Genomic DNA, 18,145 nt, shown 5'->3' with positions numbered 1-18,145 from the left:
TCAGAGGTCTATCCCGCAAGGCTGCGAATGAAAAGGCAGCGCTAAGTTTCGATCGGTTCAATCAATTCCGGCCCGCTGGCGCGGTTCGAATTCACGGTCGGGTCGACGCGGTGATAGCTGAGGACATCTTCGGCCCCCGGTCGCATCAGACGCGCGGCCCCTTTGCCCGCCTCGCCCAGCCAAAGGGGCCAGTCATCAGGTTCCAAGATCAGAGGCATGCGGTGATGGATTGCGCTGAGGTGACGGTTGGCCAGTGTCGTGACGATGGCGCAGGTGCCCTGTCGCGCATCTTCAGGCCCCCAATCCTGCCAAACACCGGCAAAGGCAATCGGTGCGTTGTCCTGACGGAAAATGTACCACGGCAACCGGTCGCCTTGTTCTGTCTTGGTCCATTCATAGAACCCCGTCGCAGCGATCAGGCAGCGGCGTTCCCGGCATGCAGCGCGAAAGGCGGGCTTTTCGGCAAGCGTTTCCGCCCGCGCGTTGATCAACAGAGGTCCTGCGTTTTCCGCCTTGTACCAATGGGGCAAAAACCCCCAGCGCAGCGGATCAAGCGTGCGCCCAGTTTCCCCGGCGCGCACCACATGCACCTGATTGGTCGGGCAGACGTTGAAATTTGGCACCGCAGGCAAAGTGTTAGCCGGGCGCGCCGAAAAAAGCTGCGCCATTGCATCGTTGGGAAGTGTTACGGCAAACCGTCCGCACATAGGCTTTGTCCCTTTTTCAGAAATTGTAGGTTAATGTCGCCCGCACCGATACCGAGCGGAACACCATCAAGCCGTTTCTGACCATAAGACTGAAAAGGCCGCGTCAAACGCGGCCTTTTGGGTTGAATATCGAAACAGATTTACTTCTGCTTGATCCGCCCATCCAGATAGGGCGTGTAAGGCGCGTTTTCGGCCAGGTATTCCGCCGTTACATCTGCCAAATCGGGGCCAAAGTCATAGGCGTTCTTGTCGTCGCCCGAGAACATCTTGTAGCCGTCGCCGCCATTGCGGACGTAGTTGTTGGTGACCACCAGATAAGTCGCGGCCGGATCGATGGGAACAAACCCGTCTCCGTCGGCAACCATGACCTCAGCGATACGCCCTTCGTTCGGCGCAACGGCCGGGTCCCAGGTGAAGGTCAGGCCAGCAACCTGCGGAAAGCGGCCTTTGACCTCTTCCACCTGGCTGACGCCGTTTTCCAGCGCATCGATGACGCCCTGGCCGCTGATCTCAAAGGTCGACAGCGTGTTCTGGAACGGCAGAACGGTCAGCACTTCGCCCATGGTCACGTCGCCCGGATCGATCGAAGCCCGCAGACCGCCCGAGTTGGCAATCGCAATCTTAACGCCCTGATCCGCGACGCGTGCCAACATTGCGTCGGCCACAAGGTTGCCCATCTGGCATTCCTGAACACGACAAACAGCGCGGTCGCCTTCGATGGCATCGGCAGAGTTTGCAACCACTTTGTTGCGGATTTCATCCAATGGCACGGCCAGCTCGGCAATACGATCCAGCGCGGCCTGATCCTCGGTGACGGTGTTGTCCATGATCAGCGGCTCACCAGCAGCCGAGACCACGTTGCCGTCATCGTCAAAGGTCACATTCAGCTCACCCAGGAATTTGCCATAGGCATAGGCCTGAACAATCTGAACGCCGTTGACCACGGTCGGATACGGGCCAGCGGCCTTGTCCGACGTATTCGACAGATATGTGTTCGAGTGACCACCTACGATCACGTCAACTCCGGTGGTTTCCTGCGCAACGCGCTGATCCACACCGTAGCCCGAGTGGCTGAGAACGATGATCTTGTTAACCCCTTCACCGGTCAGCTTGTCCACCTCGGCCTGAACCGCAGGCACCGGGTCCGAGAACGAGATATTCGGACCGGGCGAGGCAAGCTCGTCAGTGTCGATTGGTGTCAGGCCGATCAAGCCGATCTTTTCGCCGCCAACTTCGATCACGGTCGATTTCTTGATTTTGTCGGTCAGCAACTCTTCGTCCGCAATATCCGCATTGGACATCAGAACAGGGAAATCGACCGAGTCGATAAAGCCGCGCAGAACCTCGGGGCCGTCGTCGAATTCGTGGTTACCCACTGTCATCGCGTTGTAGCCCAGCTTGTTCATGAACTCGGCCGCGACCTTGCCCTTGTAATAAGTATAGAACAACGATCCCTGGAACTGGTCTCCACCATCCACCAGAATCGAGTTTTCGGCACGGCCACGTGCTTCTTCGACCGCAGTGACCAGGCGTGCGGAACCACCGAAACACTTGCCTTCGGCGTTGTCTTCATCACCGCAACCGCTGTCGTACTTGTTGATCGGCTCAAAACGCGAGTGGAAATCGTTGGTGTGCAGAATCGTCAGCTTGTACTCGGCAAATGCCATGCCTGCGGTCAGGCTGAGCGCCGCGGCAGATGTCAAAAGACGGGTGAGCATAGTTTAACTCCCTATTGTTAATTGCGGAGATGTTGCGACGCGCGACGCCGAGAGTCAAAGGGGGAAATCCGGCTTGATTCTACCCGTAGCCCGGTGCATCACGACCGCATGCTGATTTACAAAATTTTTAGGGCCGACGAATGGGCCACGTTACAGGCGCAAGGTGCATCGGATGGCGCGCCAATTGATGTCACTGACGGATATGTCCACTTCTCAACCGCCGAACAGGCCGCAGAAACAGCCGCCAAACATTTTGCCGGGGTCGAAGGTTTGACCCTGCTGGCCTGTGACGTTGATGCGATGGGCGACGACCTGAAATGGGAAGTCTCACGCGGTGATGCGTTGTTCCCGCATCTCTACCGGCAAATTCGTATGAGCGATATCGTTTGGTCGCACCCCCTCCCCTTTGATGGAACGGTTCACCAATTTCCGAAGGAAATGAAATGACCGATTTTGTCGATCCGGAGCGTGCCCAGTTTGAGGCCTTCAAGGACCTCGATCGAAACCACCCGATCGAAATGCTGAACCTGGTTAAGTTTCGTACCAATGCCGCGTATCCCGCAGGGCACGAACTTGCCGACGCCGGCCTGTCCGGCGCGCAGGCCTATCGCAACTACGGCTCGGAAACAGCACCGATCATTGGCCGCCTTGGTGCCTCGATCCTATGGCGCGGCGAGTTTGAAACAACGCTGATCGGCCCGCAGGACGAAGACTGGGACGCAGTGTTCATCGCCCGTTATCCCTCTGCGAACGCGTTCTTGGAAATGGTGACGGACACTGCATATCAAAAAGCTGTCGTGCACCGGCAAGCCGCGGTTATGACCTCTCGGCTAATAAGATGCACCCCTGCCCAAGTCGGAGAGTCATTCGGATGAAACTGACCGAAAAACTGGGCCTGGCTGCTCTGCACCGCTTGGATCCTGAGACCGCACACAGCCTGTCGATCAAAGCGCTAAAAGCCGGTTTGGCTCCTGCCCCGGGTCCAGTGACGTCGCCTCGGCTTCGCACTCAAGTTGCGGGATTGGAATTGCCAAACCCTGTGGGACTGGCCGCTGGGTTTGATAAGAACGGCGAGGTTCTTAGGCCGCTGTCCCGTGCCGGGTTTGGGTTTATCGAGGTTGGCGCCGTGACACCGCGCCCACAGCCCGGTAATCCAAAACCCCGCCTGTTCCGCCTGACCGAAGACATGGCCGCCATCAACCGGTTCGGGTTCAACAACGAAGGCATGGAGGTCATGGCCCGCCGTCTGGCTGACCGTCCAAAGGACGCGGTGATTGGCCTGAACCTGGGTGCCAACAAAGACAGCGACGACCGCCCCGGCGATTTCGCCAAGGTCCTGGCCCATTGCGCCGCGCATCTGGATTTTGCCACGGTCAACGTCTCATCTCCGAATACGGAAAAGCTGCGGGATCTGCAGGGCAAGGCGGCACTTTCTGCTCTGTTAAGCGGCGTGATTGAAACCCGTGACGCTCTGCCCCGTCCGCTGCCGATCTTTCTAAAGATTGCCCCCGACCTGACCGCGACCGAATTGCAGGACATCGCCGAAGTGGCCCGCGAAACCGGCGTCGATGCAGTGATTGCAACCAACACCACCCTGTCACGAGATGGCCTGCGAAGTGCCCATAAGGGCCAAGCGGGCGGGCTGTCCGGCGCACCTGTGTTCCAGAAATCAACCCACGTGCTGGCGCAGCTCAGCCAACTGACCGACGGGAAAATCCCGCTGATCGGCGTTGGCGGGATCGGGTCAGCAAAGCAGGCATACGCCAAGATTTGCGCCGGGGCATCAGCCGTACAGTTCTATACAGCTATGGTCTACGGCGGCATTTCGCTGGCAGCAGAGATTGCCCAAGGTCTGGATGACCTGCTGAAGCAGGACGGTTTCACGTCGGTCGATCAGGCCGTTGGCAGCAAAAGAGAGGACTGGCTGTGATCAAATATTGGCACAACCCGCGCTGTTCGAAATCCCGCGCCGGACTTGCATTGCTGGAAGAAAACGGTGCGACGGTCGAAATTCGGAAGTATCTGGAGGATGCACCGTCAGTCGAAGAGTTGCGCGCAGTGCTGTCCCAATTGGGAGTTCCGGCCATCGAGATGATACGGACGGGCGAAAAGCGCTTCAAAGAACTGGGGCTGACTAAAACGACACCAGACGATGACTTGATTCAAGCGATGGTGGAAAACCCCATCCTGATCGAACGTCCTCTGGCCGTGGCCAGCAATAAGGCCGCGATCGGTCGTCCGCCCGAAAACCTGCTGTCGCTGCTTTAGGCGATCTGCGCTTCCAGCTTAGGGTAACGCCATCCCAACGTGACCCCGCGCACGATGTTCAGGACCATCAGCGCGGCCCAAAGCCCATGGTTGCCGAACGTCGGCACCAGCAGGAACAGGGCCACCACATAGATCGCGACGGACTGGATCATCGCCTGCCGCATGGCGCGGGTCCAGGTCGCCCCGATATAGATACCGTCGAACATCCAGCTGGCTACGCCGATCACCGGCGCAAGGGCCGCCCAGAGCAGAAACTCCCGCGCGGCAATCCGTACTTCCGGTGAGGTTGACATCAGATCAATCAGGGATGGTCCGGTTAGAAAGAACACAAGACCCAGGGCAAACGCACCTCCGACGCCCCATTGCGAGGCCATGATCGACGCGCGCCGTACCTGGGCCCGATCACGCGCGCCGACCGCACTGCCCACCAGCGCCTCGGCAGAGAAGGCGAAACCGTCCAAGGCAAAAGCCGTGATCTCAAGAAATTGCAGCAGCACCTGATTTGCCGCCAGATTGACGTCCCCCAGATCTGAACCAACAAACAAAAAAGTGGTAAACGCGCCGGTCAAAAGCACCGAACGCACCATGATGTCGCCGTTCACCTGCATCATTCGGCGCAGACGCGCTGGGTCAAAGATCCTGGGCCAGTCGCGCCACTGATTTCCAGCGAAAGCGTCGTGGCACAACCAGAGACCAAGCGCCAACCCGGTCCATTCGGCGATGAGCGTCGCGATGGCGACACCTTCGACGCCCCAGCCAAGGCCAAGAACAAACCAGAGATCCAGAACGATGTTCAGCCCGTTCATCCAGATCTGCAAAACGAACACACCCTTGGTGCGCTCTACCGCGATCAGCCAACCTGTCACGGCAAAAAGCGCGATCGTAGCCGGAGCCCCCCAGATACGGATCTCCAGATAGGCGCGGGTCAGAGATTCAACCTCTGGACTGGCTGGAGACAGGGCGAACGCCCCCCAGAACAACCAGACCTGCGTCAATATAAAGAACAGACCCGCCGCGCCGCCCAGCAACAGCCCGCGCATCAGCAAGGCTCCGGTTTCCGCCGTGTCCCCTGCACCACGTGCCTGGGCAGCAAGACCGGTTGTCCCCATACGTAGGAACCCGAACACCCAGTAGATGGTGGCCAGAATAACGGCACCCATGCCGACAGCGCCTATCGGGGCCGCCTGCCCCAACTGCCCCACAACACCAGTGTCCACCGCCCCCAGTATTGGCACCGTCGCATTGGACAATACGATCGGCGCTGCAATCCGGAGCACCCGCTTATGCGTAATGGGTGCCGAAGCGTCCTGCATAGCGTTCTATTTTTCGTCAGTAGTGGGCTGTGGCATCAGGAAATGCCCGGAAGCCTGTGCAAAGAGCTTCGCGTGATTGTCTTGCCAGGCCTCGACCCTGACAGAGGCATAGCGACGCCCGGCCCGGCTGATGAATGCGCGCGCATAGGCATCACGCGGCAGGCCTGACCGCAGATAGTCGACGGTGAAATCGACGGTCTTTGGGAAACGTACCGTTTCATAGTCGGCGATATCACTGGCATTCAGTTCCCCGCTTTCGATCTTGGGCAGCAAGAACTCCCAACTCAGCGTGATGACAGCCGTGACTTCTAGAAACGCCGCCGTGACGCCGCCATGTAATGCGGGCAGTAACGGGTTGCCGATCAGTTTCTGGTCGAAATTCAACACGCCAGTCAGTTCATCACCGCGGCGATCAAAGCCGATGTCGAGGAACCGGATGTAGGGCACACCTTCGACTATAGCGTTCAGCGCCGCATCCCGGCGTTGTTTTACGACCTGGACGGGTTCGGGGCGAGTACGCGCCATTACAAACCCTCCACCGTGAATGACCCTGCCGCTGTGGCCACCGGAAGACCTTCGTCTTCGTCCATCGCCGTCGCGCGCACAAAGGCGACGTTCCGTGTGATGTGGTAGCATGTCGCCTGGGTCGTTATCGTCTGTCCCGGTGTTGCCGCCCGCATGTAGTCGATCCTCAGGTCAATCGTCGCCGTACCCCCTGGGGCCGACGGATGGCTCATGACGGCGGCACCACAACAGGTATCCAATGCGGCAAAAACAGCGCCGCCATGAATCACCCCGGTGCGCGGATCGCCAACAAGTTCTTTGCTGTACGGCATTGTAATACCCGCTTCGCCATTTCCGATTGAGGTCAGCTTCAGACCCAACGCCCTTGCATGCGGGATCGCCTCGATGAACTGGCGCGCAATTGCGGCTTTGTCGACCATGTACTTGAATCCGTTCTTTTGGTTTATCCCTTTATGAGCCCGTGTCCGCCAAAAGAGCAAGCCCGCCGGTTGCGCTTGCCGCTGACAGAACATAGGCTGCGCCAGAGGAGATCAGGAATGTCCGACAACCGTTTGTCATTCAAAGAGATGTGCGCCGAGTACGATGTGACTCCACGTACCCTGCGCTACTATGAGTACATCGAATTGCTGCAACCCGATCGGGAAGGCAGATCGCGATATTATGGCCCGCGGGAATGCGCACGCATGACTTTGATCCTTCGCGGCCGCAAATATGGGTTTTCGCTGGAAGATATCCGGCAGTGGCTGCTGATCTATGAAAATGAAGGCAACGAGATCCAAATGCGTGCTTTTGTCAACGTCGCGGACAAGCAGATCGTCGAACTGAACCAGCAAAAACAGCAATTGGACGAGGCAATTGATGCCCTGACCGAGATGCGCGACCAGACTGCCAAATCGCTCGAGTGATTCCGTTGGCGCACCATCGCGCACTCAAAAAATGAAGCGACTCTCGCACACTTCGGCCATGCCTTAAGGTGTGTTGGGTCGCTCTGCGGGAAATGGCACCCACAAATTCCGTTACGTTAATTCCGAAAAAGTCGGAAATCCGCGACTTGACGCGCGCGGAAGTTACGTAAACTTCTGTTGTGACGCAGCGTTCACATTACGTGAACGTCATCTACATGTTGTAACGTGCGCATCGACTGCGCAACTGACTTTCATTGACGCCAGGGACGAGAGTGCTGAAACCATGACCGAAGATCTGATGACCATCCGAGAAATGTGCGAGACATATGATGTCACGCCCCGCACGTTGCGGTTTTACGAGGCCAAAGAGCTTTTGTTTCCGATCCGTGAAGGTCAGAAACGGCTGTTCACCAAAAGTGATCGTGCCCGCCTGAAACTCATCCTGCGCGGCAAGCGCTTTGGGTTCAGCCTTGAAGAAATTCGCCAGCTTCTGGACCTTTACCATGTCGGCGACCAACAGATGACTCAGATATCGCGCACCTATGAAATTGCGTGCGAGCGTCTGGAAGACATGGAAGCGCGCCGTGAGGAACTGACCCAGGCGATCGACGACCTGAAAGAACAGTTGCGCTGGGGCGAGAAAGTCATCGCCTCGGTCAAACAAGACAAAAAGGCTGCCGAGTAACCCCCTCGCCTGCCTACCACCCGGACATATGAATTAAAGGGAGCTTCACATGCCCGTCTACAACGCGCCAACCAAAGATACGCAGTTCATTCTGCACGACGTACTGAAAATCTCGGACTCCGACGTTCCGGGGTACAACGAGCTTGAAGCCGAATTCACAGGCGCCGTTCTGGAAGAAGCAGGCAAAGTGGCCACCAATGTTCTGCACCCACTGAACGTGGTTGGGGACACCGAAGGATGCCGGTTGGAAAACGGTATCGTATACACGCCCACCGGGTTCAAAGACGCCTTTGAGCAGATGAAAGAAGGTGGCTGGACTGGCCTCGACATGCCGGAAGAGTATGGCGGTCAGAATATGCCATACGTCCTGGGCACCGCCGTTGGCGAGATGTTCTCGGCTGCGAACCAGGCATTCGTGATGTATCAGGGCCTGACGCACGGCGCGGCGTCAGCGATCCTGGCGCACGGAACCGACGAACAGAAAGACAAATACCTGCCCAATATGGTCAGCTGCGAATGGACCGGCACCATGAACCTGACGGAACCGCATTGCGGCACCGATCTGGGCCTGATGCGCACCAAGGCAGAACCGCAGGGCGACGGCAGCTATAAGATTTCGGGCCAGAAGATATTTATCTCGTCCGGCGATCACGACATGGCTGACAACATCATACACCTGGTGTTGGCCAAGATCCCCGGCGGTCCCGAAGGCATCAAGGGCGTCTCCCTGTTCATCGTGCCCAAGTTCATCGTCAATGAAGATGGTACGCCGGGCGAGCGTAACGGAGTTTCGGTCGGCAAGATCGAAGAGAAGATGGGTATCCACGGCAACTCGACCTGCGTCATGAACTATGACGAAGCCACCGGCTGGCTGCTGGGCGAAGAGCACAAAGGCATGCGTGCCATGTTCACCATGATGAACGAAGCGCGTCTGGGTGTGGGCATGCAAGGTCTGTCTCAGGCAGAGGCCGCGTACCAGAATGCCGTCGAATACGCCAAAGACCGCCTGCAGGGCCGTGACGTGACCGGTGTAAAGAACCCGGACGGCCCAGCTGATCCGCTGATCGTGCACCCGGACATCCGCCGCAACCTGATGGATCAGAAAAGCTTCACCGAAGGTGCGCGTGCGTTCATCCTGTGGGGCGCGACCATGATCGACAAGGCGCATCGGTCTGACGACAAAGATGCGGACGGACTGATCTCGCTGCTGACACCGGTCATCAAAGGCTTTTTGACCGATCAGGGCTATGACATGACTGTTCAGGCACAGCAGGTCTATGGCGGTCATGGCTACATCGAAGAATGGGGCATGTCGCAATACACCCGCGACGCACGCATCGCGATGATCTACGAAGGCGCCAACGGCGTTCAGGCGTTGGACCTTGTCGGTCGTAAGCTGGCGCAAGACGGCGGCAAGCACGTCATGGCGTTCTTCGACATGGTCAAGACCTTCTGCAAAGACAACGCTGGTAAAGACGAAGCCTATGACAAGGCCTTCATCGAACCGCTGAAGGCTGCGTCCAAAGACCTGCAGGCCGCTGGCATGTACTTCATGCAGGAAGGCATGAAGAACCCCAACAATGCTCTGTCCGGTTCTTATGACTTCATGCACATGTTCGGACATGTTTGCCTGGGCTTGATGTGGGCGCAGATGGCCAAAGCCGCGCAAGATGCGCTGGATGGCGGCGCGTCGGACAAGGAGTTCTACGAGACCAAGATCAACACCGGGCGCTTCTACATGGCGCGCCGCCTGCCCGCCACAGGCATGCATTTGGCGCGCATCCAGACGGGCGCGGACACGGTCATGGCTCTGGACGCGGCGAACTTCTGATCTCAGTCTGGGTCCGGGCGATATTGCCCGGACCCAGCTTACCGGAGGAACCACATGCCAAAGCGTTTTCGACTAACCCGCCGCTTTCCCGTCGCAATGACCGAAGACGGGTATCGCAAGCTCAAAGCATTCGCGCGTGATGCTGGATTGGACGAAGGAGAGGCGCTGTCGTTTCTGTTCGAGAATTTCAACAGCGTGATCAACGAGGACAACCTGACCCACCGCCTGCGTATCTTCAATTCGGAGCTGGATGACCGCAAGCGGTAAAAACATCAGCCACCTTCAATCAGGTGGGCGTGTTTTCAGAAAGCCAAACCCCAATGGCGCTTAGCCTTATGGTTCGTCTTTCTCGAAATACGCGAAATTCGACTTCGCACCATGCGCCTTGGGAGGGGCGATCACATGACAATCATGCTTCATTGCTTCGGAGAAAGCGGAAACAGTTATAAGGCTGCGCTGGCGCTGGAAATGTCCGGGCTGGAGTGGGAACCGGTCTTTGTCGACTTTTTCAAAGGTGTAACTCGCACGCCCGAGTTTCGCGCCGAAGTGAATGAAATGGGCGAAGCACCTGTCCTGATCGACGGTGATTTCCGCACAAGCCAGTCTGGCGCCATTCAGACCTATGTGACTGAGAAGTCAGGTAAGTTCGGTGGCAAGAACCGGGAAGAGAATTACGATGTTCTGCGCTGGGTGCTGTGGGATAATCACAAACTCAGCTCGATGGCCGGCCTGACCCGCTTCCTGATCAATTTCCTCCCGGAACAGCACCGCAATCCCGATGTGATCGCTTTCAATCAAGGGCGCCTGAAGGCCGCTTACCAAGTGTTGAACGATCATCTGAACGGCCGCGCCTGGATTGTTGGCGACGATGTCACGAACGCCGATCTCAGCTGCTGCAGCTATCTCTATTACCCCGAACCATTCGGCTTTGACCGCGCCGACTGGCCCCATATCGACGCCTGGCTGTCTCGCTTGTCCGAGCAGCCTGGCTGGAAACACCCCTATGACCTGATGCCCGGCAACCCGTCGGATCGAGCTTGAGGAGAAGACCCATGACCGAAGCTTATATTTATGACGCCCTGCGCACCCCGCGCGGCAAGGGCCGCAAGGATGGCAGCCTGCACGAGGTAACCTCGGTGCGCCTGTCCGCCCTGACCCTGAACGCGATGAAAGAGCGTAACAACCTCGAAGGCCACGCCGTAGAAGACGTGATCTGGGGCAACGTCACGCAAGTGATGGAACAAGGCGGCTGTCTGGCACGCTCGGCGGTTCTGGCCTCTGATCTGGATCAGTCGATCCCCGGTCTGGCGATCAACCGTTTCTGCGCTTCCGGCATGGAAGCTGTGAACCTCGCGGCGAACCAGGTCAAAGGTGGCGCAGGTGAGGCTTACATCGCAGGTGGCGTCGAAATGATGGGCCGTGTGGCAATGGGCAGCGACGGTGCAGCGATCGCGGTTGACCCTTCGCTGGCGATGGAGACCTACTTCGTGCCGCAGGGTATCTCGGCCGACATTATCGCGACCGAATATGGCTTTAGCCGTGACGACGCCGACGCGTTGGCGATGGAATCGCAGCGCCGAGCCGCGGAAGCATGGGCAGACAACCGTTTTGATAAATCGGTTATCACCATCAAGGATCAGAACGGCCTGACCATTCTGGACCGCGACGAATACATGCGCCCCGGCACTGACATGCAAAGCCTTGGTGGCCTGAACCCGGCCTTCCAGATGATGGGCGAACAGATGCCCGGCTTCGACAAGGTGGCCATGCTGAAATACCCGCATCTGGAAAAGATCAACCACATCCACCACGCGGGCAACAGCTCGGGCATCGTGGATGGTGCTGCGGCGGTTCTCATCGGCAACAAGGAGTTCGGCGAGAAATACGGCCTCAAGCCGCGCGCTCGCATCAAGGCAACCGCCAAGATTGGCACCGACCCGACCATCATGCTGACTGGCCCGGTACCGGTGACCGAGAAGATTCTGGCCGACAACGGTATGAAGATCAGTGATCTGGACCTGTTCGAAGTCAACGAAGCCTTTGCCTCGGTCGTGCTGCGCTTCCAGCAGGCGTTTGATGTCGACCCCGGTTTGGTCAACGTCAACGGCGGCTCGATCGCTATGGGCCACCCGCTGGGCGCAACCGGTGCGATGATCATTGGAACTCTGCTGGATGAGTTGGAGCGTCAGGACAAGGAAACCGGTCTGGCGACGCTCTGCATTGCATCCGGCATGGGTGCAGCAACCATTATCGAGCGGGTCTGATGCCCAAGCTGGATCTCTCTCAGATTCCGTTCAAGGGCGGCTCGGCCTATCCCGGCAAGCTGGCTGAAGCGACCGCAGGTCGTTTCGTTCAGCGTGTGGGCGATGCAGGCGGGCTGTCCCAATACGGGGTCAACATCGTGCGGTTGGAACCGCAGGGCATGTCTTCGCTGCGCCATTACCACATGGAGCAGGACGAATTTGCCATCATGCTCAGCGGCACCTGCGTGCTGATTGATGACGATGGTGAGCATGAGATGCAGCCCGGCGACTGCGCCGCTTGGCCCGCAGGTGAGGCCAACGGCCATCACCTTGTGAACAAAACCGATGCGCCCGCGACCTTTCTGGTGGTGGGAACACGGACCCCGACCGAGACCGCATATTACAGCGACTTAGACATGATGGTGAAGGATGATGAGAACGGATTCTCCTTCACCCGCAAGGATGGCAGCCCGTTGACGGCTGACCAGATTGGAGATGACAATGACTGATTTCACTCTGAGCAAAGACGCAGACGGCGTCGCCACAATCACCTGGGATGTGCCCGGGAAAACCATGAACGTGATGTCCTTTGACGGGCTGGCACAGCTGAGCGATCTGGTCGATCAGGCGCTGGCTGATGACGACGTCAAAGGCATCATCATCACCTCGGGTAAGGAAGGGTCCTTCGCTGGTGGCATGGACCTGAACCTGTTGGCAGTGATGAAGGAACAGGCGGGCGACAACCCGGCAAAAGGCTTGTTCGAGGGCACAATGCAGATGCACGCACTGCTGCGTAAGATCGAGATGGCGGGCATGGACCCCAAGACCAAGAAGGGCGGCAAGCCGATTGCCACCGTTCTGCCCGGCACTGCCGCAGGCATTGGCATGGAACTGCCGCTGTCCACGCACCGCATCTTTGCGGCCGAAAACCCCAAGGCCAAATATGGCCTGCCCGAGATCATGGTCGGCATCTTCCCCGGCGCGGGTGGCACCACCCGGATGGTCCGCAAGGTTGGCGCGATTGCGGCGGCTCCGCTGCTGCTGGAAGGCAAAATGCTGGACGTCAAGAAAGCCAAGGGCGCGGGTTATATTGACGAAGTCGCAGCCGACCCGATGGCCGCAGCCAAGGAATGGGTGCTGAACGCCAAGGACGCAGACATCATCAAACCGTGGGATGCGAAGGGCTATAAGATGCCCGGCGGCGCGCCTTACCACCCTGCTGGTTTCATGAACTTCGTTGGTGCATCGGCGATGGTAAACGGCAAGACCCAAGGCGCCTTCCCTGCGACCAAGGCTCTGCTGAGCGCGGTTTACGAAGGTGCGCTGGTCGATTTCGACACCGCCCTGAAGATCGAGGCGCGTTGGTTCACCTCTGTCCTGATGAACCCCTCTTCGGGTGCGATGATCCGGTCGCTGTTCCTGAACAAGGAAGCGTTGGAAAAAGGTGCCGTGCGTCCTGCCGGTGTTCCCGATCAGTCGGTCAAGAAGATCGGCGTACTGGGCGCAGGCATGATGGGTGCCGGTATCGCGCTGGTGTCGGCCCAGGCTGGGATGGAAGTGGTGCTTGTGGACCGCGACCAGGAAGCTGCGGACAAAGGCAAAGCCTATACCGAGAGCTATCTCGACAAGGGCATGAAGCGCGGCAAAGTCACGGCTGAGAAGAAAGAGGCCATGCTGGCCCGCATCACCGCGACCCCGGATCTGGACAACCTCAAAGGATGCGATCTGATCATCGAAGCCGTCTTCGAAGACGTGGGCGTCAAGGCCGAGATGACCAAGAAGGTCGAGGCGATTATCCCCGAGGATTGCATCTTTGCCTCGAACACTTCGACCCTGCCGATCACCGATCTGGCCAAAGCATCCGTGCGCTCGGATCAGTTCATCGGTATTCACTTCTTCTCACCGGTCGAGAAGATGTTCCTAGTCGAGATTATCAAGGGTAAAGAAACCGGTGATCGCGCGGTTGCCAAGGCGCTGGACTATGTGCGCCAGATCCGCAAGACGCCGATCGTGGTCAACGATGCGCGTTTCTTCTACGCCAACCGTTGCATCATTCCCTATATCAACGAAGGTCTGCGCATGATCACCGAGGGCGTCAGCCCAGTGTTGATCGACAACGCCGCGCGTCAGTTGGGCTTCCCCGTTGGGCCGATCCAGCTGAACGATGAGACCTCGATTGATCTGGGCGCCAAAATTGCTCGCGCGACCAAAGCCGCGATGGGTAATGCCTATCCGGATAACCCCGGCGATGATCTGATCTTCTGGATGGAGGAGGAGGGTCGTCTGGGACGCAAGGCAAACGCAGGTTTCTTCGACTATGACGAAAAGGGCAAGCGCACTGAGTACTGGAAGGGTCTGCAGGAGAAATATCCGCATGCCGAGGACCAGCCTGACCTGATCGAAGTACAGGAACGTCTGATGTTCGCACAGGTTCTGGAAGCGGTCCGCGCGCTGGAAGAAGGCGTTCTGGAGGACATCCGCGAAGGCGACGTGGGCGCAATCCTTGGCTGGGGCTTTGCACCATGGTCGGGTGGTCCGCTCAGCTGGCTGGACATCATCGGCACGCCCTACGCGGCCGAGCGCTGCGACCAGTTGACGGCACAGTATGGCGAACGCTTCGCCTGCCCGCCGCTGCTGCGTGAGATGGCTGAGAAAGGCCAAAGCTTCTATGGTCGCTTTGACCCCGAAGCAAAAGCTGCCTAAAAAATTGACGCTGGTGCGGGTTACCGCGCCAGCGCCATTCTTTAATCAATAGCTTAACAAAAATTAGAATATCGGTGCAGGCCGCCCCGGCCGACCAGGACGTCGCGCACCCATGACAGGCCGCGCTGGAAAAATCGGGTTCTGCATGATCGGAGCCGGTAATGCGCCCAGTGAATTCGCAAGAACAGCAATGTCCCTGCTATGCGCGACCATGTCGATCAGGTCTTCGGTCCGATCAGCATCGACCACCTTGTATGAGGCGTTCGCGGGCCGGCTGTTCGACCCAAAGCGGCCCGCAGGACAAAAGGCGCGCAAACCACCCTCGATATAGATCACTTCGTCTTGCTCAAAGAACAACGAACAAACCTCAAACAGCAATGAGGGCGCGCTGGACGAAAGTCGAAACGTTCCACTGAGAACCCGCGCAGGCACCACAGGCATGCTGATCGGCAGCGTGATCGGACCCTGGCTCAGCTTGGTGTTGTCCAACGCCACGCCCTGCTCTGGCATCAACCAGACCGGATCGCCGTTATACAAAGTGTTCGATGGCACACGGACAGGTAAGTTTTCCGACCTGGACTCGCTGGCAGCGATTGCTATGCAATCCGTCGCAACCCGCGAGACTGCCCTGAACCCGTTGTCCATCGTGCGGATCAGATCGCCTGCTTGCAGTCCTTCAACAGGCTGCCAACCGCGATCCGTCGCAATCTTAGTTCCGTGGACAAAACCACCCCGACGCGCGTTCAGCGAAATCGCAGGATTGTCCTGCACTTCCCGGTTCGGAACGGCCTCATAACTCAAAACACTCTGTACATTTAACACGTGTCGCACCCATTTCTGACACAAAAACAACTACTCATAACGACTAGCACGACTTAACCATGGGCGACTTAATTCAGACACATTGCCGCCCAATTTGCGCTCTTAAAGCCGTGAAAAACAACAATTCTTTAAACAACACTGCGCAATTGGTAAAAATTGGCAGATTTTTGGAAACTATAATTTACACCAGCGGTCATCCGTGCCGCCGAATCTGTCTGAGCCCGTCGGCTGAAATCGGGCAGGTCGTGTTACACCCATCGGTATCCGGTCTGAATGATCCCCGATTGCCCACCCAAAACAAATGGCTGGCCTCAGGATAAGGCTAAACCGGTTCTGGCCGGGCAGCCTCGCGCCCTGCTCGCCATCCCAACAGGGCACCTGCGATTGCAATCAAGCCAATCCCGCCAATCTGCATCGGCCCGATCGCCTGCCCGAAAGCCGCAAAGGCAAAGAGCGGACCAAAAATCATGACCGAGTACTCAAAGACCGCGACATAGGACGGCTCGCCCACCTGATAGGCCTTGATCAACATGAAGACGGCAATCGTGGAACCAACCGCCTGTATTGCGATCCACGGCAATGCAGGTTGCATCTGCCAGACCCAACCCCGCGCGGCGAAGCCGTCGGGACCATCCGGCGCGGCCACCGGAAACAGCTCAAGTACCAGAAGGCCAATCGCCCCGGCCGATCCCAGCGTGATGATCATCGCAGCCAGCAGCGCCACGGTGCTTTCATCGGAACAATGGCTGCGCGTGATAACGGCACTCAGCGCGTAGAACAGACCCCCGGCGACCGGCAACAGGCTGCGAGTATCGAAATCGTAGGGGTCAAGCTGCAGCACGCACAGAATTCCCGCAAACCCCAGTAGAACCGCAACAATACGCCAAGGGCCAATCCGCTGCTTCATTGCCAGGGCCGAGATCAAAAGGACAAAAATCGGCGATGTGAACAACCCGGCCAGCGCCTGCGCAATCGGCATGACCGCAAGCGATGCGAAATAGAACAACATGGCCAGGGTGATCAGTACGCTGCGCAGAATCACCGGGCCAAATCGTTTCGGGCGCATACTGCCCAGCCCCAATAGCGATAGACCGAAGATCAGCGGCAACATTAGCAACGCGCGGCTCAGGTGGAATTGCCACAGGCCAACCGTTTCCGCCAACAGGATCACCACATTGTCGATCACCCCGATGATCGCCATGGCGCTGATCATCAGCACCGATGCCAGTATCGGTGAGGTCTGAGTGTCCGCCTGCATCTTTCGCCTCGGTAAAATGGTGGGGCACGACAGGACAACCCTGCACGTGTCGTTGTATCCAGCACATTTATCGCAGATGGCGCAACTGGTTTGCGCCCTTTGAATTTACCATGTTAAGCTGGGGCAAAATAATAACGAGCAAACCTCACCTTGATGACGGCTCTGAAACAGTACCAACGGATCGAAGCCACCGGTCTGTGGCGCCCCTCGCCCGACGTGCAGCGGCGCGAGGTTGTGGTGTCGATTGGCGAAGCAACGCTGACGATTTCTGATTTCAACGATCGGGCATTGACCCATTGGTCATTGGCTGCGCTGGAACGACAGAACCCCGGACTTTATCCCGCAATCTTCAACCCGGACGGCGACCCCGACGAAACGCTGGAGCTGGAAGAAACCGAGACCACGATGATCGCGGCGATCGACCGTTTGCAAAAGGCAATTGATCGGTCGCGCCCGCATCCCGGACGGTTGCGTTGGCTTAGTGTTGCGGGAGTGGTTGCTGCAGTTGCCGCATTATTGCTGCTTTGGGTTCCAGCCGCGCTGCAAAACCACGTCGTTTCTGTTGTCCCCGAGATCAAGCGATACGATATCGGGGATGCGATCCTGCACCGGATTGAACGGGTTTCGGGTGTTTCGTGCACCTCAGAGGATGCACAGGCTGCGTTGGACCAACTGGCAGCCCGAACCGGCGTGCGAGAGGTCGTTATTCTGCCCGCAGGTGTGCAAACAAGCCTCGGCCTGCCTGGTGGGATCATTCTGCTGAACCGCTCATTGGTCGAAGATCACGAGGACCCATCCATCGCTGCCGGTTACATCATCGCCGAACGCGCGCGAGCCGCCGCACAAGACCCATTGGACGAGGTGCTGGACCGAACCGGCCCAACGACGGCGTTTCGCCTGCTGACAACCGGAGAGCTGACGCCAGAGATCGTTGACGCCTATACCGAGCAGGTCTTGTCAGAACCGCGCCCAGCTTTGTCTGATCAAGCTTTGCTAGAGGTATTTGCCCAGGCGGCGCTGCCTTCAACGCCATATGCCTTTGCTGTGGATGTCACGGGGGAAGCCACTCTGGGCCTGATCGAGGCGGACCCGATGGCGGGTCGCCCTCTGCCACAAGTGCTGCCGGACCGTGATTGGGTCCGGCTGCAGAATATCTGCGGCGAGTAA

The 18,145-nt window shown here is 58.0% G+C and carries 20 protein-coding genes; 13 read left to right on the top strand and 7 right to left on the bottom strand.

Annotated elements, in window-relative coordinates; genetic code table 11:
* Nucleotides 1-41: 41 nt before the first annotated feature.
* Nucleotides 42-707 (bottom strand): SOS response-associated peptidase, encoded by a 666-nt coding sequence (locus AC2FFP_RS16990; RefSeq protein ID WP_496726107.1) that lies wholly within the window; start codon nt 705-707, stop codon nt 42-44.
* 140 nt (nt 708-847) lie between these two features.
* Entirely contained in the window at nt 848-2,425 is a 1,578-nt protein-coding gene (locus AC2FFP_RS16985) for a bifunctional metallophosphatase/5'-nucleotidase (protein ID WP_496782495.1), read from the bottom strand.
* Nucleotides 2,426-2,533: 108 nt separating this feature from the next.
* On the opposite strand from AC2FFP_RS16985, the gene AC2FFP_RS16980 reads away from it, so the two are divergent.
* The 4 genes from AC2FFP_RS16980 to arsC are packed head-to-tail and all read left to right on the top strand — an operon-like array spanning nt 2,534 to nt 4,693.
* A complete protein-coding gene (locus AC2FFP_RS16980) occupies nt 2,534-2,872 on the top strand; it encodes a DUF952 domain-containing protein (RefSeq protein WP_480792472.1) in 339 nt (112 codons plus the stop codon).
* Nucleotides 2,869-3,300, top strand: coding sequence for a DUF1330 domain-containing protein (locus AC2FFP_RS16975; protein ID WP_496777445.1), 432 nt, complete (start codon nt 2,869-2,871; stop codon nt 3,298-3,300). The genes AC2FFP_RS16980 and AC2FFP_RS16975 overlap by 4 nt, the downstream gene beginning before the upstream one ends.
* The gene (locus tag AC2FFP_RS16970) at nt 3,297-4,355 is read left to right on the top strand and encodes a quinone-dependent dihydroorotate dehydrogenase (protein WP_496881264.1); all 1,059 of its coding nucleotides are present in this window, start codon (nt 3,297-3,299) and stop codon (nt 4,353-4,355) included. Before AC2FFP_RS16975 ends, AC2FFP_RS16970 begins: the two co-directional genes overlap by 4 nt.
* Nucleotides 4,352-4,693: an arsenate reductase (glutaredoxin) gene (gene arsC, locus AC2FFP_RS16965; RefSeq protein ID WP_496726102.1), complete on the top strand. Its 342-nt coding sequence runs from the start codon at nt 4,352-4,354 to the stop codon at nt 4,691-4,693. The genes AC2FFP_RS16970 and arsC overlap by 4 nt, the downstream gene beginning before the upstream one ends.
* Here the strand turns inward: arsC and AC2FFP_RS16960 are convergent.
* The 3 genes from AC2FFP_RS16960 to AC2FFP_RS16950 are packed head-to-tail and all read right to left on the bottom strand — an operon-like array spanning nt 4,690 to nt 6,950.
* Complete coding sequence (locus AC2FFP_RS16960) at nt 4,690-6,006, bottom strand: MATE family efflux transporter (protein WP_496739735.1); 1,317 nt, start codon at nt 6,004-6,006, stop codon at nt 4,690-4,692. The two genes, arsC and AC2FFP_RS16960, sit on opposite strands and share 4 nt — an antisense overlap.
* A gap of 6 nt (nt 6,007-6,012) precedes the next feature.
* The gene (locus AC2FFP_RS16955) at nt 6,013-6,531 is read right to left on the bottom strand and encodes a PaaI family thioesterase (RefSeq protein ID WP_496768296.1); all 519 of its coding nucleotides are present in this window, start codon (nt 6,529-6,531) and stop codon (nt 6,013-6,015) included.
* A complete protein-coding gene (locus AC2FFP_RS16950) occupies nt 6,531-6,950 on the bottom strand; it encodes a PaaI family thioesterase (protein ID WP_113790396.1) in 420 nt (139 codons plus the stop codon). Before AC2FFP_RS16950 ends, AC2FFP_RS16955 begins: the two co-directional genes overlap by 1 nt.
* Before the next feature lie 117 nt (nt 6,951-7,067).
* Here AC2FFP_RS16950 and AC2FFP_RS16945 point away from each other — a divergent pair, with 117 nt between their 5' ends.
* The 8 genes from AC2FFP_RS16945 (at nt 7,068) to AC2FFP_RS16910 (ending at nt 14,898) form a co-directional block, all read left to right on the top strand.
* Nucleotides 7,068-7,436, top strand: coding sequence for a MerR family transcriptional regulator (locus AC2FFP_RS16945; RefSeq protein ID WP_496736253.1), 369 nt, complete (start codon nt 7,068-7,070; stop codon nt 7,434-7,436).
* 283 nt (nt 7,437-7,719) lie between these two features.
* Complete coding sequence (locus AC2FFP_RS16940) at nt 7,720-8,121, top strand: MerR family transcriptional regulator (protein WP_058274210.1); 402 nt, start codon at nt 7,720-7,722, stop codon at nt 8,119-8,121.
* Nucleotides 8,122-8,170: 49 nt separating this feature from the next.
* On the top strand, nt 8,171-9,952 hold the full coding sequence (locus tag AC2FFP_RS16935) for an acyl-CoA dehydrogenase C-terminal domain-containing protein (RefSeq protein WP_472724143.1): 1,782 nt from the start codon (nt 8,171-8,173) through the stop codon (nt 9,950-9,952).
* A gap of 54 nt (nt 9,953-10,006) precedes the next feature.
* Complete coding sequence (locus tag AC2FFP_RS16930) at nt 10,007-10,219, top strand: hypothetical protein (RefSeq protein ID WP_058274212.1); 213 nt, start codon at nt 10,007-10,009, stop codon at nt 10,217-10,219.
* 135 nt (nt 10,220-10,354) lie between these two features.
* Nucleotides 10,355-10,993, top strand: coding sequence for a glutathione S-transferase family protein (locus AC2FFP_RS16925; protein ID WP_496768290.1), 639 nt, complete (start codon nt 10,355-10,357; stop codon nt 10,991-10,993).
* An 11-nt stretch (nt 10,994-11,004) separates the two neighbouring features.
* Nucleotides 11,005-12,216 (top strand): acetyl-CoA C-acetyltransferase, encoded by a 1,212-nt coding sequence (locus AC2FFP_RS16920; protein ID WP_496768289.1) that lies wholly within the window; start codon nt 11,005-11,007, stop codon nt 12,214-12,216.
* The gene (locus AC2FFP_RS16915) at nt 12,216-12,704 is read left to right on the top strand and encodes a cupin domain-containing protein (RefSeq protein WP_496768287.1); all 489 of its coding nucleotides are present in this window, start codon (nt 12,216-12,218) and stop codon (nt 12,702-12,704) included. The genes AC2FFP_RS16920 and AC2FFP_RS16915 overlap by 1 nt, the downstream gene beginning before the upstream one ends.
* Nucleotides 12,697-14,898 carry a 3-hydroxyacyl-CoA dehydrogenase NAD-binding domain-containing protein gene (locus AC2FFP_RS16910; protein ID WP_496768286.1) on the top strand — a complete coding sequence of 734 codons (2,202 nt, stop codon included), beginning with the start codon at nt 12,697-12,699 and terminating at the stop codon, nt 14,896-14,898. Before AC2FFP_RS16915 ends, AC2FFP_RS16910 begins: the two co-directional genes overlap by 8 nt.
* A 63-nt stretch (nt 14,899-14,961) precedes the next feature.
* Here the strand turns inward: AC2FFP_RS16910 and AC2FFP_RS16905 are convergent, their stop codons facing one another.
* Nucleotides 14,962-15,720 carry a Hint domain-containing protein gene (locus AC2FFP_RS16905; protein ID WP_496726093.1) on the bottom strand — a complete coding sequence of 253 codons (759 nt, stop codon included), beginning with the start codon at nt 15,718-15,720 and terminating at the stop codon, nt 14,962-14,964.
* Nucleotides 15,721-16,042: 322 nt separating this feature from the next.
* Entirely contained in the window at nt 16,043-16,978 is a 936-nt protein-coding gene (locus AC2FFP_RS16900) for a DMT family transporter (protein WP_496739742.1), read from the bottom strand.
* A gap of 153 nt (nt 16,979-17,131) precedes the next feature.
* Here AC2FFP_RS16900 and AC2FFP_RS16895 point away from each other — a divergent pair, with 153 nt between their 5' ends.
* On the top strand, nt 17,132-18,145 hold the full coding sequence (locus AC2FFP_RS16895; protein ID WP_496881263.1) for a hypothetical protein: 1,014 nt from the start codon (nt 17,132-17,134) through the stop codon (nt 18,143-18,145).

This window comes from Ruegeria sp. YTSC004 (assembly GCF_059609805.1).
The sequence above is the reverse complement of the archived record's forward strand: the minus strand, read 5'-3'. Positions and strand labels throughout refer to the sequence as shown.

Excerpts from the sequence above, each read along its gene's own strand:
- AC2FFP_RS16990 (WP_496726107.1), bottom strand. The coding sequence starts at position 707 with ATGTGCGGACGGTTTGCCGTAACACTTCCCAACGATGCAATGGCGCAG.
- AC2FFP_RS16985 (WP_496782495.1), bottom strand. The coding sequence starts at position 2,425 with ATGCTCACCCGTCTTTTGACATCTGCCGCGGCGCTCAGCCTGACCGCA.
- AC2FFP_RS16980 (WP_480792472.1), top strand. The coding sequence starts at position 2,534 with ATGCTGATTTACAAAATTTTTAGGGCCGACGAATGGGCCACGTTACAG.
- AC2FFP_RS16975 (WP_496777445.1), top strand. The coding sequence starts at position 2,869 with ATGACCGATTTTGTCGATCCGGAGCGTGCCCAGTTTGAGGCCTTCAAG.
- AC2FFP_RS16970 (WP_496881264.1), top strand. The coding sequence starts at position 3,297 with ATGAAACTGACCGAAAAACTGGGCCTGGCTGCTCTGCACCGCTTGGAT.
- AC2FFP_RS16960 (WP_496739735.1), bottom strand. The coding sequence starts at position 6,006 with ATGCAGGACGCTTCGGCACCCATTACGCATAAGCGGGTGCTCCGGATT.
- AC2FFP_RS16955 (WP_496768296.1), bottom strand. The coding sequence starts at position 6,531 with ATGGCGCGTACTCGCCCCGAACCCGTCCAGGTCGTAAAACAACGCCGG.
- AC2FFP_RS16950 (WP_113790396.1), bottom strand. The coding sequence starts at position 6,950 with ATGGTCGACAAAGCCGCAATTGCGCGCCAGTTCATCGAGGCGATCCCG.
- AC2FFP_RS16945 (WP_496736253.1), top strand. The coding sequence starts at position 7,068 with ATGTCCGACAACCGTTTGTCATTCAAAGAGATGTGCGCCGAGTACGAT.
- AC2FFP_RS16940 (WP_058274210.1), top strand. The coding sequence starts at position 7,720 with ATGACCGAAGATCTGATGACCATCCGAGAAATGTGCGAGACATATGAT.
- AC2FFP_RS16935 (WP_472724143.1), top strand. The coding sequence starts at position 8,171 with ATGCCCGTCTACAACGCGCCAACCAAAGATACGCAGTTCATTCTGCAC.
- AC2FFP_RS16930 (WP_058274212.1), top strand. The coding sequence starts at position 10,007 with ATGCCAAAGCGTTTTCGACTAACCCGCCGCTTTCCCGTCGCAATGACC.
- AC2FFP_RS16925 (WP_496768290.1), top strand. The coding sequence starts at position 10,355 with ATGACAATCATGCTTCATTGCTTCGGAGAAAGCGGAAACAGTTATAAG.
- AC2FFP_RS16920 (WP_496768289.1), top strand. The coding sequence starts at position 11,005 with ATGACCGAAGCTTATATTTATGACGCCCTGCGCACCCCGCGCGGCAAG.
- AC2FFP_RS16915 (WP_496768287.1), top strand. The coding sequence starts at position 12,216 with ATGCCCAAGCTGGATCTCTCTCAGATTCCGTTCAAGGGCGGCTCGGCC.
- AC2FFP_RS16910 (WP_496768286.1), top strand. The coding sequence starts at position 12,697 with ATGACTGATTTCACTCTGAGCAAAGACGCAGACGGCGTCGCCACAATC.
- AC2FFP_RS16900 (WP_496739742.1), bottom strand. The coding sequence starts at position 16,978 with ATGCAGGCGGACACTCAGACCTCACCGATACTGGCATCGGTGCTGATG.
- AC2FFP_RS16895 (WP_496881263.1), top strand. The coding sequence starts at position 17,132 with ATGACGGCTCTGAAACAGTACCAACGGATCGAAGCCACCGGTCTGTGG.